Source organism: Streptomyces sp. NA04227 (assembly GCF_013364195.1).
Classification (GTDB): Bacteria; Actinomycetota; Actinomycetes; order Streptomycetales; family Streptomycetaceae; genus Streptomyces.
On the sequence record NZ_CP054918.1, the window covers coordinates 5,830,378 to 5,844,128 of the forward strand.

The 13,751-nt window shown below is 70.1% G+C and carries 13 protein-coding genes; 5 read left to right on the top strand and 8 right to left on the bottom strand.

Features of this window, described 5'->3' with window-relative positions; translation table 11 throughout:
• Window positions 1–215 precede the first annotated feature (215 nt).
• From HUT18_RS24860 to HUT18_RS24870, 3 genes are read left to right on the top strand one after another with little or no spacing between them, the layout of a single operon-like run.
• The gene (locus tag HUT18_RS24860; RefSeq protein ID WP_176102771.1) at window positions 216–1,175 is read left to right on the top strand and encodes an ABC transporter substrate-binding protein; all 960 of its coding nucleotides are present in this window, start codon (window positions 216–218) and stop codon (window positions 1,173–1,175) included.
• 45 nt (window positions 1,176–1,220) lie between these two features.
• Window positions 1,221–2,156, top strand: coding sequence for an amino acid ABC transporter permease (locus HUT18_RS24865; RefSeq protein ID WP_176102772.1), 936 nt, complete (start codon window positions 1,221–1,223; stop codon window positions 2,154–2,156).
• Window positions 2,156–2,917, top strand: coding sequence for an amino acid ABC transporter ATP-binding protein (locus tag HUT18_RS24870; RefSeq protein ID WP_303246554.1), 762 nt, complete (start codon window positions 2,156–2,158; stop codon window positions 2,915–2,917). Before HUT18_RS24865 ends, HUT18_RS24870 begins: the two co-directional genes overlap by 1 nt.
• A 111-nt stretch (window positions 2,918–3,028) precedes the next feature.
• Here HUT18_RS24870 and HUT18_RS24875 read toward each other — a convergent pair whose 3' ends face one another.
• A complete protein-coding gene (locus tag HUT18_RS24875) occupies window positions 3,029–3,811 on the bottom strand; it encodes a trans-aconitate 2-methyltransferase (protein ID WP_254878793.1) in 783 nt (260 codons plus the stop codon).
• An 89-nt stretch (window positions 3,812–3,900) separates the two neighbouring features.
• On the opposite strand from HUT18_RS24875, the gene HUT18_RS24880 reads away from it, so the two are divergent.
• On the top strand, window positions 3,901–4,524 hold the full coding sequence (locus HUT18_RS24880; RefSeq protein WP_176102773.1) for an ABATE domain-containing protein: 624 nt from the start codon (window positions 3,901–3,903) through the stop codon (window positions 4,522–4,524).
• Here the strand turns inward: HUT18_RS24880 and sodX are convergent.
• Window positions 4,434–4,859, bottom strand: coding sequence for a nickel-type superoxide dismutase maturation protease (gene sodX, locus HUT18_RS24885; protein ID WP_176102774.1), 426 nt, complete (start codon window positions 4,857–4,859; stop codon window positions 4,434–4,436). The genes HUT18_RS24880 and sodX overlap by 91 nt on opposite strands.
• A 155-nt stretch (window positions 4,860–5,014) precedes the next feature.
• On the opposite strand from sodX, the gene sodN reads away from it, so the two are divergent.
• Entirely contained in the window at window positions 5,015–5,410 is a 396-nt protein-coding gene (sodN, locus tag HUT18_RS24890) for a superoxide dismutase, Ni (RefSeq protein ID WP_176102775.1), read from the top strand.
• 263 nt (window positions 5,411–5,673) lie between these two features.
• On the opposite strand, the gene HUT18_RS24895 is transcribed toward sodN, so the two are convergent.
• From HUT18_RS24895 to HUT18_RS24920, 6 genes are all read right to left on the bottom strand, one after another.
• On the bottom strand, window positions 5,674–7,014 hold the full coding sequence (locus HUT18_RS24895) for a hypothetical protein (RefSeq protein ID WP_176102776.1): 1,341 nt from the start codon (window positions 7,012–7,014) through the stop codon (window positions 5,674–5,676).
• 174 nt (window positions 7,015–7,188) lie between these two features.
• Window positions 7,189–8,142 (bottom strand): inositol monophosphatase family protein, encoded by a 954-nt coding sequence (locus HUT18_RS24900; protein WP_176102777.1) that lies wholly within the window; start codon window positions 8,140–8,142, stop codon window positions 7,189–7,191.
• Between the two features lie 44 nt (window positions 8,143–8,186).
• Window positions 8,187–8,819 carry an EF-hand domain-containing protein gene (locus HUT18_RS24905; RefSeq protein WP_176102778.1) on the bottom strand — a complete coding sequence of 211 codons (633 nt, stop codon included), beginning with the start codon at window positions 8,817–8,819 and terminating at the stop codon, window positions 8,187–8,189.
• A 182-nt stretch (window positions 8,820–9,001) separates the two neighbouring features.
• On the bottom strand, window positions 9,002–10,498 hold the full coding sequence (locus HUT18_RS24910; protein ID WP_254878794.1) for an APC family permease: 1,497 nt from the start codon (window positions 10,496–10,498) through the stop codon (window positions 9,002–9,004).
• On the bottom strand, window positions 10,498–12,114 hold the full coding sequence (locus HUT18_RS24915; RefSeq protein ID WP_176102779.1) for a GMC family oxidoreductase: 1,617 nt from the start codon (window positions 12,112–12,114) through the stop codon (window positions 10,498–10,500). The genes HUT18_RS24910 and HUT18_RS24915 overlap by 1 nt, the downstream gene beginning before the upstream one ends.
• Window positions 12,115–12,221: 107 nt before the next feature.
• Window positions 12,222–13,688 (bottom strand): aldehyde dehydrogenase family protein, encoded by a 1,467-nt coding sequence (locus tag HUT18_RS24920; protein ID WP_176102780.1) that lies wholly within the window; start codon window positions 13,686–13,688, stop codon window positions 12,222–12,224.
• Window positions 13,689–13,751 lie beyond the last annotated feature (63 nt).

Genomic DNA, 13,751 nt, shown 5'->3' on the forward strand with positions numbered 1-13,751 from the left:
GGTGAAACGTGCGCGATTCCGGAGATGATCCGGCGACTATGCGGCTTTCGGGTGAGGTTCGGGGGTCTCCCGTTATCCGATTTTGACATGGAAGGACGGCTGAACGGCGTCATCCGAATGGCAGGATGCCGTCATCACACGTGGTCGCAGCGCCCAGTGAAGCGCGCGTAACGACCAGACGGCTACTCCCTTCACCCCAGCCGGAGGAACCCACCATGACCGCAGGCATCACCCGTCGCACCGCCGCAAGGTCCGCGCAATCCCGGATCACCGCGATCAGTGCGATCGCGGTCGCAGGCGCGCTCCTGCTCACCGGATGCGGAGACCAGACCGACGCGGCGGGCGACGGCGGCGATTCCACGGGCTCGGCACCGCTCGCCGACAAACTGCCCGGGAACATTCGCAACAAGGGAGTCATCAAGGTCGGTTCGGACATCGCCTACGCTCCCGTCGAATTCAAGGACGACTCCGGGAAGACGGTCGGTTTCGACCCGGATCTCGCGGACGCGATGGGCAAGCAGCTCGGCGTGGAGTTCGAGTTCGAGAACGGCACCTTCGACAACCTCATCGGTGGTCTGCGCTCCAATCGGTACGACCTCGCCATGTCGGCGATGACGGACACCAAGGACCGTCAGGAGGGCGTGGACTCCGAGACCGGCAAGAAGGTCGGCAAGGGCGTCGACTTCGTCGACTACTTCACCGCCGGTGTCTCGCTGTACACGAACAAGGGCGAGACCCAGGGCATCACGACCTGGGCCGACCTGTGCGGCAAGAAGGTCGTCGTCCAGCGCGGCACCGTCTCGCACGACCTGGCCAAGGCCGAGGCGAAGAAGTGTCCGGGCGGCAAGAAGCTGTCCATCGAGGCCTTCGACAACGACCAGCAGGCCCAGACCCGGCTCCGCTCCGGTGGCGCCGACGCCGGTTCCTCCGACTTCCCCGTAGCCGCCTACGCCGTGAAGACCTCCGGCGGCGGCAAGGACTTCGAGCTGGTCGGCGAGCAGGTCGAGGCGGCTCCGTACGGCATCGCCGTGGCGAAGACCAACACCGAGCTGCGGGACGCGCTGGTCGCGGCGCTGAACGCGATCATCAAGGACGGTACGTACGACAAGATCGTCAAGAAGTGGGGCGTCCAGGCGGGAGCCGTGAAGTCGGCTGTCGTCAACGGCGGCAAGTGACCCCGAAAGCACATCCGTCACCGAGCCGTGGGAAAGGCATCACCCGTGACTGACCTGGAAAAGACGGGACCACAGGACGTCCCGCCGCCCGCCCGGCACCCGGAGGCCATCAAGGCCATCCCGGTGCGCCACTACGGACGCTACGTCTCCGCCGTGATCGCGCTCGCGGTCCTCGGCGCGATCGTCTACGCCTTCGCACAGGGCGACATCAACTGGGGCGCCATCCCCGACAACTTCTTCGACGAGCGCATCCTGCGCGGTGTGCGCGTCACCCTGGTCCTGACCTTCCTGTCGATGGCCATCGGCATCGGCGGCGGCATCCTGCTCGCGGTGATGCGGCTCTCGAAGAACCCGGTGACCTCGTCGATCGCCTGGTTCTACATCTGGTTCTTCCGGGGTACGCCGGTCCTGGTCCAGCTCTTCGTCTGGTTCAACCTCGGCTTCGTCTTCGACTACATCAACCTCGGCCCCGTCTACAAGGACGAGTGGTCGGACTTCATGACGCCGTTCCTCACGGCGCTGCTCGGCCTCGGCCTCAACGAGGCCGCGTACATGGCGGAGATCTGCCGTGCCGGTCTGCTCTCCGTCGACGAGGGCCAGACCGAGGCCTCGCACGCGCTCGGCATGAGCCACTCCAAGACGCTGCGCCGTGTCGTGGTCCCGCAGGCGATGCGCGTCATCGTGCCGCCGACGGGCAACGAGGTCATCAACATGTTGAAGACCACCGCTCTGGTGGCGGCCACGCAGTACTCCGAACTCCTGCGCTACGCCCAGGACATCGGCCAAACATCCGGCGCGACCGTGGAAGTGCTGTTCCTCGCGGCGGCCTGGTACCTGATCATGACCTCCGTGCTCAGCGTCGGGCAGTACTACCTGGAGCGGCACTACGCGCGCGGTGCGTCCCGTGCCCTGCCGCCGACCGTGTTGCAGAAGATCAAGGCCCACACGCTGTCTCTCGGCAGCCCGAGGGGAGTCAGCTGATGACCGCGATGGTGAAGGCCGAGGGCGTCCACAAGTCCTTCGGCAATGTCGAGGTCCTGAAGGGCATTGACCTGGAAGTGGCCACGGGTGAGGTCTTCTGCCTCATCGGCCCGTCCGGTTCCGGCAAGTCGACCTTCCTCAGGTGCATCAACCACCTGGAGAAGGTCAACGCGGGCCGCCTGTACGTGGACGGCGAGCTGGTCGGCTACCGGCAGAAGGGCGACAAGCTCTACGAGCTCCGCGACAACGAGGTGGCGCTCAAGCGCCGCGACATCGGCATGGTCTTCCAGCGCTTCAACCTCTTCCCGCACATGACCGCGGTGGAGAACATCATGGAGGCGCCGGTCCAGGTCAAGGGCCAGTCCAAGTCGGAGGCGCGGGAGCGCGCGCTCCAGCTCCTGGACCGGGTGGGCCTGGCCGACAAGGCGAAGAACTACCCCTCGCAGCTGTCCGGCGGCCAGCAGCAGCGCGTGGCGATCGCCCGCGCGCTGGCCATGGAACCCAAGCTGATGCTCTTCGACGAGCCGACCTCGGCACTCGACCCGGAGCTGGTCGGTGACGTCCTCGACGTCATGCGCGACCTCGCCGAGTCCGGCATGACGATGGTCGTCGTCACCCACGAGATGGGCTTCGCCCGTGAGGTCGGCGACTCGCTCGTCTTCATGGACGAGGGCGTCGTGGTCGAGTCGGGCCACCCGCGCGACGTACTGACCAAGCCCCAGCACGAGCGCACCAAGTCCTTCCTCTCGAAGGTCCTGTAGGCGAGGGCGCGACAACGCGCACGGGGGCGGTACGCGACTGCGTACCGCCCCCGTGCGCGTTCCGGCTCACGGCCGGGCCCGTCACCCGGGCCTCTCGCCCGGGCCCGCCCCCTACTTCAACCCGAGCACCAACCCGTCCTCCGGCGAGCACCACACCTGCCGCGCCTCGGAGAAGCCGCTCTCCTTCAGGGTGCGGGCGTGCCACTCGGCGTTGGGGGTGTCGCCGTCGGCGTGCTCCCCGTAGATGGCGAAGCGCTCGGCGGTGGGACCGGCCAGCAGCGGGTCCTTGGCGGCGACGTCCCACCAGGCCAGCCAGTCCAGGACCCCCGCGGCCTTCTCCCGGTCCTGCCGCCCGTGCCGGTGGGTGCGGGCGGCGGCGTTGATGAGCGGGGTGGACTCGTCGGGCATGTGGTCGGCGTTCAGGAAGACGCCGCCCGGCTGGACGATCCCGGCGAGCTGCCCGTAGAGCACCGCGAGCGGTTCGCTGTGCAGCCAGTGCAGGGCGGTGGCGGTGAGCACCGCGTCGTACGACTCGTGGGGCAGCGCCGCGGTCCAGTCCGGGTCCTTCAGGTCGGCCGTCACGAAGGTGACGCGGTCGTCGCCCTCGAAGGTGCCGCGGGCGATGGTGAGCAGCGCCGGGTCCAGGTCGACACCCGTACTGACGGCCTCGGGGAACCTCTGGAGCAGCCGGTCCGTAATACTCCCTGTACCGCATGCCAGATCCAGCACCCGGGGCGCGGGGCCCACCAGTGCCTCGACCATGTCCAGCATGACCCGGAACCGCTCCTCGCGGTCGGGCAGGTACCACTCCTGCTGCCGGTCCCAGCTGTCCTGCCAGGCGCGCCAGTCCCCGGGGGCCGGTACCGCCAGTGTCGCTTCCGTCGTCTCGGTCAAGGAAAACCCCTCCACGTAATACCCTGGATGCCGTAACACCCATTACTCCCTCAAGGCACGACCATAGACCGCCCTCGTAAGGACTACAAGTGGAACTGGCCTCTTACTCGGATTACGCCGTGCGTCTCGTCAACAGCGAGGAGCCGGGCCGGGGCAAGGACACGCTCACCTCGGTCGAATCCGTACGCGCGCTGTTCGGCGGGAACGCGTCGGCCGCCCGCCGGGCCACCGACGCGGACGTGACCCGTTTCCGGTCGGTGCGCACCCGGCTGAGGTCCGTCTTCGAGGCCGCCGACTCCGGCGAGGAGACCCTCGCGGTCGACCTGCTCAACTCACTGCTCCTGGAGTTCCCGGTCAGCCCGCAGATCTCCGGGCACGACTACCGGGACGACGAGGGGAACCCGCTCTGGCACATGCATCTGGCCGACCATCCCTCGAACGCGACCGCGGGCTACGCCGCCATCGCCGCCATGGGCCTGGCCATGCATCTGACCGAGTACGGCGTCGACCGGCTCGGCCTGTGCGAGGCGAGCCCCTGCCGCAACGCCTACCTCGACACCTCGACCAACCGCTCCCGCCGCTACTGCTCGGACCGGTGCGCGACCCGCGCGAACGTCGCCGCCTACCGCGCCCGCAAGCGCTTGGAGGCGGACCGGTCGGCGAGCACCGGCCGCAGTGCCGAGAACAGCCAGGGCAGCAACCCCGGCCGCTGAGCCCCCTTCCGACCCCGTGGCCGGTAACGCCCGAGGACCCTGCCCAGTACGAACTCCTCGGGCACCGTGCCGTAATCGGTGCTGTCCGCCCCGGCCCCCGGGTTGTCGGCCAGCACCCACCAGCCCGTCTCCCGGCGCTCGGCCGCGCGTTTGACGATGAGCAGGTTCTGCTGGAGAGGGTGACGCAGTATCACCACATCGCCGGCCCGCACCCGTGCGCCGTACCGCACGAGCACCTGGTCGCCCTGGTAGAGGGTGGGCACCATGGAAGGCCCCTCCACCTCCGCGAGCCCGAACAGCGCCCGGACGTCGCGCCCTTCCGGCGTCTGTGGCATCAGAAATCCTCCCGGTCCCTGAGTCGCCCCGTCGGCTCCCTCGATGCACCAGTGTCCCGGACTTTCGACCTAAGCCCGCGGGGGTGGCCGCGAAAACTCGCCTCCCACGGAGTAATGTCCCACCTGAGAAGACGATCACGAGGAAGGACAGCTCCATGCTCTCCCGCCTGTTTGCTCCCAAGGTCAAGGTCAGCGCGCACTGCGACCTGCCCTGCGGTGTGTACGACCCGGCCCAGGCCCGCATCGAGGCGGAGTCCGTCAAGGCCGTCCAGGAGAAGATGGCCGCCAACGACGACGCCCACTTCCAGGCGCGCGCCACCGTTATCAAGGAGCAGCGCGCCGAACTCGCCAAGCACCACGTCTCGGTGCTGTGGAGCGACTACTTCAAGCCCCCGCACTTCGAGAAGTACCCGGAGCTGCACCAGCTGGTCAACGACACCCTGAAGGCCCTCTCGGCCGCCAAGGGCTCGAAGGACCCGGCCACCGGTCAGAAGGCTCTGGACTACATCGCCCAGATCGACAAGATCTTCTGGGAGACGAAGAAGGCCTGACCACCGGTCAACTCCTTCGCGCTACGGCCTCGTTGGCGGTAGCCACCCCCCGCACCCGGATCGCGGGTCGCCCAACACGGCGGCCAATGCGGTCCGGGTGCGGTCTTGTTCGGACGGCCGTACGTGCTCGCCAGCGCACTCCGGCCGTACGTTCCCGCCAGCGCACCCCATCCGTACGAGCCCGCCACCGCACCCCGGCCCTACGTACCCCACCACACCCCGGCCGATTGCCGCTCCGCCCGCGACGCAGATGTCCAAGAGGCTCACGGGACTTCCCCCGGCCCTGACGGCGCACCCCTCTCCGCCTGCATCGTGGCGCGGCCCGAAGCGGCGAGCAGCGCGACCAGGGCGAGCAGCGCCAGCAGGACGACGAGCAGCAGCAGGACGCTGGCGACCGTCGGGTGGTTCCAGAGAGCGAAGACCAGGGCCACGATCAGCAGTGCGGCCGTGGTGAGCCACCGGCGATGGGTCTGTGCCCAGGTTCCGGCCCGGCCGGTGCGGATCTGGTGGGCGAATGCCCACCGGGCGGCGGAGTCCGCGGCCCGCTCGGACGTACCTCTGACGGCGCGTGGCAGTCGGCCGGGGCCGACCAGATAGGCGGCCAGTGCGACGACCACGCCGAGCACGATCGCGGTGCGAAGACTGACCCGTAGGAAGCGCAGCAGTGTGTCGAAGATGACCGCCGCGGCGGCGTCCGACTGCACCCGGGGCGGGAGGTGGTCCAGGTAGTAGCGGCGCGCGACGACCAGGGCGATGGCCACGACCAGGCAGGCGAAGGCCGCGCCCAGGGCGGTGCGTGCCAGGGCGCGGCGGCGTCGGTGCGCGAGCAGCAGGCCCGCGGCACCGGTCACCGCGGCCATCGCCGGAAGCCAGTTTCCGATCTCGTCCAGGAGTTGGGCACCGTCACGGACCTTCTCCAGCTGGTCGGACTGGACGAGCACCATCTGCTTGTGGGAGTCGGGGATCTTGGCGGCCGGGGACAGGCCGGCGTCGACGAGCGTCTCCCTCACCTGGTCGACGGCTTGGCCGACATCGAGGGTGACCGTTCCGTCGTTCACGCCGACGGCGCCACGGCCCTCGCCGGTCAGCGCGTCCACGACCGCGGCATGGGCCTTCCGGTTGGAGGCCGCCCAGATCCGCTCGAAGCGGTCGCTGCGCACGAAGCGTGTGGCCACCTTCTCCGCTGTGCTGCTGACGGCCGCGTCGAGCTGGGGGCCCAGGCCCTTCACGGCCTCCGCGGCCCTCGGCGGCAGTCCCCGTGACTCCATCCAGGCGGCGATGTCCGCGGCGGTCCGGTTCCCGTCCACCCGCACGTTGGCGGCGTGGGTGATGCGTCTGACCGCCACGTCCTCGACCGCCGGTTCCGAGGCCAGCGGCTTGACCGTGGCGACGTACCGGTCCGTGTCGAGCGCGATGCCGTGCAGCCACACCCCGATGAGCGCGAGCGGCACCAGGACACAGGTGAGAACGAGGAGCACCCCGGAGACGATGCTCCTGGCGACCCGGGCAGGTGTCGAACCTCGTTTGTGCCCGCCGGGTGCCGCCGCGCTTGCGCCGCCGTTCGGGGCGGTGCCGGGCTCGGACGATTCATGGGGGCCGGTCATGTGCGCTCCGAGGCTGCTGGGTGGTCGCCTGCCTCCATTTCCGTGGCACCACGGCGGGACGGCACTCCCAGACGAGCCGTATGAGCGAGAAGAACCCCGAACGGGCCGTTCTCGGGCCCGGCGGGCTCCGGAGCGGATTCGCCTACCGGTAGGCGGGCTCCGGAGCGGATTCGCCTACCGGTCGGCGGTGGCCTGCCGCGCGATCAGCTCCAGCAAGCGGGCGTGCGTCTGTTCATCGGCCGCCGCCACGAGTCCGCCCGCGCCCGTGTGCGGGGGCTGGCCGTGGATGCCGGTCACCACGCAGCCGGATGCCCGGCACAGGGCGATGCCCGCGGCGAAGTGCACGCTGTCGCGCAGGTGGCCGTCGGTGACGTACGCGGCCCTGCGGCCTGCGGCGACCCAGGCGACGGCCAGGGTGGTGGAGACCACGCGCGGCCGGAAGTGTTCCGTGAATCCCGGGGCGGTGAGGAGCCGGGCGGCGGAGAAGTCCGGGGCGTTGGGGAACGGCGGGTCGAGGTTGAGGTCGACCAGACGGGAGGCGGCGGAGGGGGTCAACTCCTCGCCGTACTCCCCGGCACCGTCACCGACACCGTCCCGCTCCAAGTCCCCTTCCGGCACGGGTCGTTGAACGCGAGCACGTTCCCCGTCCGTCCAGAACACCTCCCCGCTGAACGGGTCGGCCGTCGCCGCCACCGTGATGTCGGGACCCACCCGCAGGGCGACGTTCACCCCGACCAGCATGTTGTGCACCGCGTAGTTGAGCGTGCCGCACAGAGGGTCGACCAGCCATCGGCGTGACGCGCCGACGGGTCCGGTCCGACCGCTCTCCTCGCCCGTGACGGCGTCGTCGGGCCGGGCCGTGCGCAGCACGTCGAGGATGGCCTTCTCCGCCGCGAGATCCGCCGCGGTCGCGAAGTCACCGGCGCCCTTCTCGTACCGCGTCAGCGCCGCCCCGTACATCTCACGAACCACGGCGGCCCCGGCTCGCGCCGCCGCCACCGCCACGCGCGCGTCGGAGACACCGCCCGTCACTGCCACGTGCTCGTCGGGCGCACCGGCCGTCACTACTACGTGCTCGTCGGACGCACCGCCCGTGCTCGCCCCGCGCGTCTCTGCCGCGCCGCTCATCGCCCCCACGTGCACCCAGCCCCCGCTCCCGGTCCCGGTCCCGCTCAGCCCTGTTCGCCCTCCCGGGCGCCGACCGCTCCGGGTCCGAACACCCGGTTGCCCGCGGGTTGCGGTTCGGGGCTGCGGAAGTAGTCGTCGAGGGCGAACACTACGTGCATACGGCCGAGTTGACCGACATCGTCGGTGTCGAGCAGCGCGAATCCGGTACGGGCGTCCGCCTCCGCGATGCCGAAGGCGCAGGTGAGGAAGGCGACCCAGTCGGCCTCGCTCAGGAGTCCGTCGCCGTCCGGGTCGGACAGGCCGAAGGCGAGTTCGCGCACCTTGTCGAGGAAGGGGGTCCGGGGGTTCTCGGGCAGCCCGCTCTCGCAGGCGTGCACGAACTGCTCCCTGGTCAGGCGCTCACCGGGAGCCGGGGCCAGGGTGGCGAGGCCGTCGTCCCAGAGCGCGGTGAAGTACCCCTGGACCGTGGCCGCTTCCTCCGTACCGGGTGCGTGCCCGAGAGCCTTGGCGCAGGCACGACCCCGCAGCTCCAGGCAGCGCCGGTCCAGAACTCCCGTACCGGGAACGGAACTTGAGTCACCACCGTCCGCCACCGAGCCGGAGCCGGCGGCGTCCGCGTCGAGGAGGAGCAGATCGAAGAAGTACGCGTACTTGGCCCGGAGCAAGCCGTCGGGCATGGCGGTCCCTCTCGTCGTCGGACGGTCAACCGGAGCGTAGCCGCGCGCCTTCGCGATGCACCAGGCCGGGCGAGCGCCACGGGAACCGACCGTTCCGCACCGGGGCCACCCGCCCGATCATGCCTTCGGTCAGGCACTCGGCCACGTACTCGGTCAGGCCCGTCAGGCGCCCGGCCGCGCGCTCAGTCCCGCGCATGAGCCCCCCGCCGCCGCTCCGGGATCGCGTCCCCGGCCGGGGCCTCGCCTCGCCCGTAGTGATGGGTGATCACCATGTACAGCAGGCCGGTGCCGAGGACGACGGCACCGCACAGGAGCACAACGTAGTTGTCGTACCAGGCGACTTCGGGGGTGCGGGCCCAGCAGATGTTGATGATGGCGAAGATGCCGTAGGCGAGGGCGCCGAAGTTCACCAGGAGGCCCCAGCGTCCGAGGGTGAACTCGCCGCTCGGTTTCCAGCCCTTGAGGCGCGCGCGCAGGGCGGCGAGGACGACCATCTGGAACGAGGCGTAGATGCCGAGGATCGCGAACGAGACGATCTTGGTGAGGGCGTCGGTGGACAGCAGCGAGGCGAAGGCGATGAGCGCGGGGATCACCGCGGCCACCAGGAGGGCGTAGCCGGGGACGGCGCGGGCGTGGGCGAACTTCCGCAGGAACTGGTGGCCGACGATCATCTCGTCGCGTCCGTAGGCGTAGATGAGCCTGCCCGCCGCGGCCTGGAGGCTGACGGTGCAGGAGAGGAAGGAGATGAGGACGACGGCCATGACGAGCCGGGCGCCGGTCTCGCCCATGGCGTCGTAGAGCACCTTCACCACCGGGTCGGTGTCCTCCCCGGAGAGCACCGCCTGGTAGTCGGCGACCGAGAGCAGCAGGGTCAGGCAGGTGAAGGTGGCCGCCGCGCCGCCCACGTAGATGGTGCGGCGCATCGCCTTGGGGATCACCTTGCCCGGATGGGCGACCTCCTCCGCGGTGTCCCCGCAGGCCTCGAAGCCGTAGTACTGGTAGAAGCCGATGATCGCCGCGGCCAGGAAGACCGGCAGGTACGAGCCGTTGCCCTCGGTGCCGTAGGTGTCGAAGATGACGCCGAGGTTGTGGTGGCGGTGGGTGGCCAGCAGGTAGATGCCCACGACGAGCGCGCCGATGAGTTCCGCGCCGAAGCCGATCACCGCGGCCCAGGAGAGCACCCGGGTGCCGGCGTAGTTGATGACGATGGCGACCAGGATGAGGACGACGGTGCACAGCACGGTGGTGTGCACGGTCGGGTCGAAGCCGAAGAGGATGGCGATGTAGGGGCCCGCGCCGTAGGCGACCGAGGTGATGGTGACCAGGAGCGCCCACATGTAGACCCAGCCGGTCATCCACGCCCAGCGCTTGCCCCACAGGCGGCGCGCCCAGGGATAGACGCCGCCCGCGATCGGGTACTGCGCCACCACCTCGCCGAAGACCAGCGCCACCAGGAACTGCCCCGCGCCCGCGAGGACGAACGCCCAGATCATCGGCGGGCCGCCCTCGGCGAGTGCGGTGCCGAAGAGGGTGTAGGTGCTGACCACCGGGGAGAGGTAGGTGAAGCCGAGGGCGAAGTTGGCCCAGGGGCCCATGTCCTTGCGGAACTCCGAGGTCCGCTCCGGTGTCGTACGCGGCTGCCCCGGGCCGTCCTGCCCGGCCGCGCTCGCCCCGGCCATCAGGCGCTCGCCGCCGCGTCGCCGGAGACCTGTGGGCGTCCCGGCGGACCGCCGCCGCCCCGGATCAGGTCCGCGGCGCGCTCGGCCACGAGCAGCACGGTCACCATCGGATTGATGGTCGGCATGCTCGGGAACACGCTCGCGTCGACGATCCGGATGCCCTCCTGGCCGCGCAGCCGCAACTGCGGGTCCAGGACGGCCATCGGGTCGTCGTCCGCGCCCATCTTGCAGGTGCCCGCCGGGTGGTAGACGGTGTGCGCCGCGCGTCGTCCGTACTCCGACAGGTCCTCGTCGCTGCGGACATCCGGTCCCGGTGCCACCTCGCGTACCAGCCAGTCGCTCAGCGGTGCGGTGGCCGCCACCTCACGGGCGATCTTCAGGCCGTCGACGATCGTGCGTTCGTCATGGCCCTCCGGATCGGTGAAGTAGCGGAAATCCAGGGCGGGTTGTGTGGTCGGGTCGGCGCTTCGCAGCCACATGCGCCCCACCGAGCGCGCCCGCGGCACGTTCGGCGTCATGCACACTCCGTGCTCCACGGCCGGATAGCCGAGACGTTCCGTATTGACCGTGAACGGCACTTGGTAGAAGTGGAACATCAGGTCCGGGCGCGGGCCCGAGCCGTCGCGGCGCAGGAACAGGCCCGCGTCCGAGTCCATCGCCGAGTTCGGCGGAATGGGTCCGTCGGTCTCCCAGACGATGACGGACTCGGGATGGTCGAGCAGGTTCTCGCCGACGCCTGGCAGATCGGCACGTACCTCGATGCCCAGCTCGCGCAGCTGGTCCGCGGGGCCGATGCCGGAGAGCAGGAGCAGCCGCGGGGTGTCCACGGCACCCGCGCAGACCAGCAGTTCGCGCTCCGCGCGCAGTACCGCCTTGCCGCCGTCGGCCTCGCGTACCCGCACCCGGGTCAGCCTGCCGTCCTCGTCCGGAAGGAGCCGGTGCGCCCACGTCTCGAGCAGCAGCGTCAGGTTGGGGCGGGCGAGCACCGGATGCAGATACGCGACGGAGGCCGAGGAGCGCAGATTTCCCTCCGGCTCGTAGGCGAGGGAGAAGAATCCGGCGCCGTCGGCGAAGGGCTGTGCGTTGAAGTCCTCGACCACGGGCACGCCGAGGGCCCTCGTGGCGGCGGTCACGAAGTCGCGGGCGATCGGATTGCGGTCCTGCTCGGCCACCGGCACGATCCGGGTCAGCAGCCGTTCCCGGTACGGCAGGATCGTGCCCGGGTCCCAGCCGGTGCAGCCGTGCGCGACCCATTCGTCGAGGTCCTGCGGCAGCGGCAGAAAGCTGATCAGGGTGTTGTGCGAGGAGCAGCCGCCAAGCACGCGCGCCCGGGAGTGCAGGATGTGCGAGTTGCCGCGCGGCTGTTCGACGGTGGTGTAGCCGTAGTCGAACTCCGAGCTGAGCAGGTTGATCCAGTTCCGCAGCTTCAGGATGCGGTCGTCGCCGACGTCGGTGGGGCCGCCCTCGACGACACAGACCCGCACCGAGGGGTCCTCCGAGAGCCTGGCCGCGAGCACACAGCCCGCCGTTCCGCCGCCGACGATCACGTAGTCGTACGTACTCTCGTGGTCGGTGGAACCGGTGCCCTTACCGTCGCCGCTGTGCTGACTCGTCACGCCTGGCTTCCTCTCCTTGTCCTGGTGTCGGCTGGTCCTGGTGTCGGCCGGTCTCGGTGTCGGCTGGTCCCGGGGTTCGCCGGTCCCGGGGACCGCCGGTCCCGGTCTCAGCCCTTGAACCAGCCGGACGGCGCCGGGTCGAGGTTCTGGTAGATGTGCTTGGTCTCCTGGTACTCGTGCAGGCCGGTCGGACCGAGTTCGCGGCCCACTCCGGAGCGGCCGAAGCCGCCCCACTCGGCCTGCGGAAGGTAGGGGTGGAAGTCGTTGATCCAGACGGTGCCGTGCCGCAGCGCGTTGGCCACCCGCTGGGCGCGGCTCGCGTCGCTCGTCCACACCGCTCCGGCGAGTCCGTAGCGCGTGTCGTTGGCGAGCGACACCGCGTGCGCCTCGTCGCGGAAGCGTTCGGCGGTCACCACCGGTCCGAAGACCTCTTCTTGCACGATCCGCATCGAGCGGTCGCAGTCCGCGTAGATCGTGGGCAACAGGAAGTAGCCACGCGCCAGTTGGGGGTCGTCGGGCCGACGGCCGCCGGTGACGAGCCGGGCCCCTTCGGTACGGGCGATCTCCAGATACCCCTCGACCTTCGCCCGGTGCTCGGCCGAGCTGAGCGGTCCGCTCTCGGTGGCCGGATCCAGTCCGCTGCCGAGCCGGATCGCCTCGGCCCGCCGGGCGAGCGCCGCCACGAACTCCTCGTACAGCTCGTCCTGTACGAGCAGCCGGGAACCCGCCGAGCACACCTGGCCGGAGTGCAGGAACGCGGCGTCCAGGGCGTAGTCGAGCGCGGCGTCGAAGTCGGCGTCAGCGAACACGATGTTGGGGTTCTTGCCGCCCAGCTCCAGGGCGATGTTCTTCACGTCCGTGGCCGCGCTCGCCATGATGTTGCGGCCGGTGGACAGGCCTCCGGTGAAGGAGACCAGGTCCACGTCCGGGTGTGCGGTCAGGGCCGCGCCGACGCCCGCGCCGGAGCCGAGGACCAGGTTGGCCACGCCGCGCGGCGCACCCGCTTCCTCGATCAGACGCATCATCAGGAGCGAGGAGAGCGGGGTGACCTCGCTGGGCTTGAGGACGAAGGTGTTGCCCGCGGCCAGCGCGGGGGCCACCTTCCACGAGGCCTGGAGCAGCGGGTAGTTCCACGGAGCGATCAGGGCGCAGACCCCGATGGGCTCGTACACGACGCGGCTGAGCACCCCCGGCCCCACGTCGACCACCCGGCCGCCGTCCTTGCCCGCGATCTCGGCGAAGTACCGGAAGGCGTTGGCCACGTCCTCGACATCGATACGCGCCTCGGTGAGCGTCTTGCCGGTGTCGAGCGTCTCGGTACGCCCGATCTCCTCCACGTCCCGCAGCAGCAACTCGCCGACCCCGCGCAGCACATCGGCCCGCCGCCGGACCGGTGCCCGCGCCCAGTCCTCCTCGTCGAAGGCGCGCCGGGCGGCCCGCACCGCACGGTCCACATCGGTGGCGTCGGCCTCGTCCACCTCCCGCACGACCGAGGCGTCGAAGGGGTTGAGGACCTCCCGGCGGCCACCGGCGGCCGCCGCCGTCCACTCACCGTCGATGTACAGGTCGGCCATGGACCGCTCTCCTCGCTTCCGCCGAGCAATGCAGAACATCGTTCAGCGCGCGTGGGCCCCGGC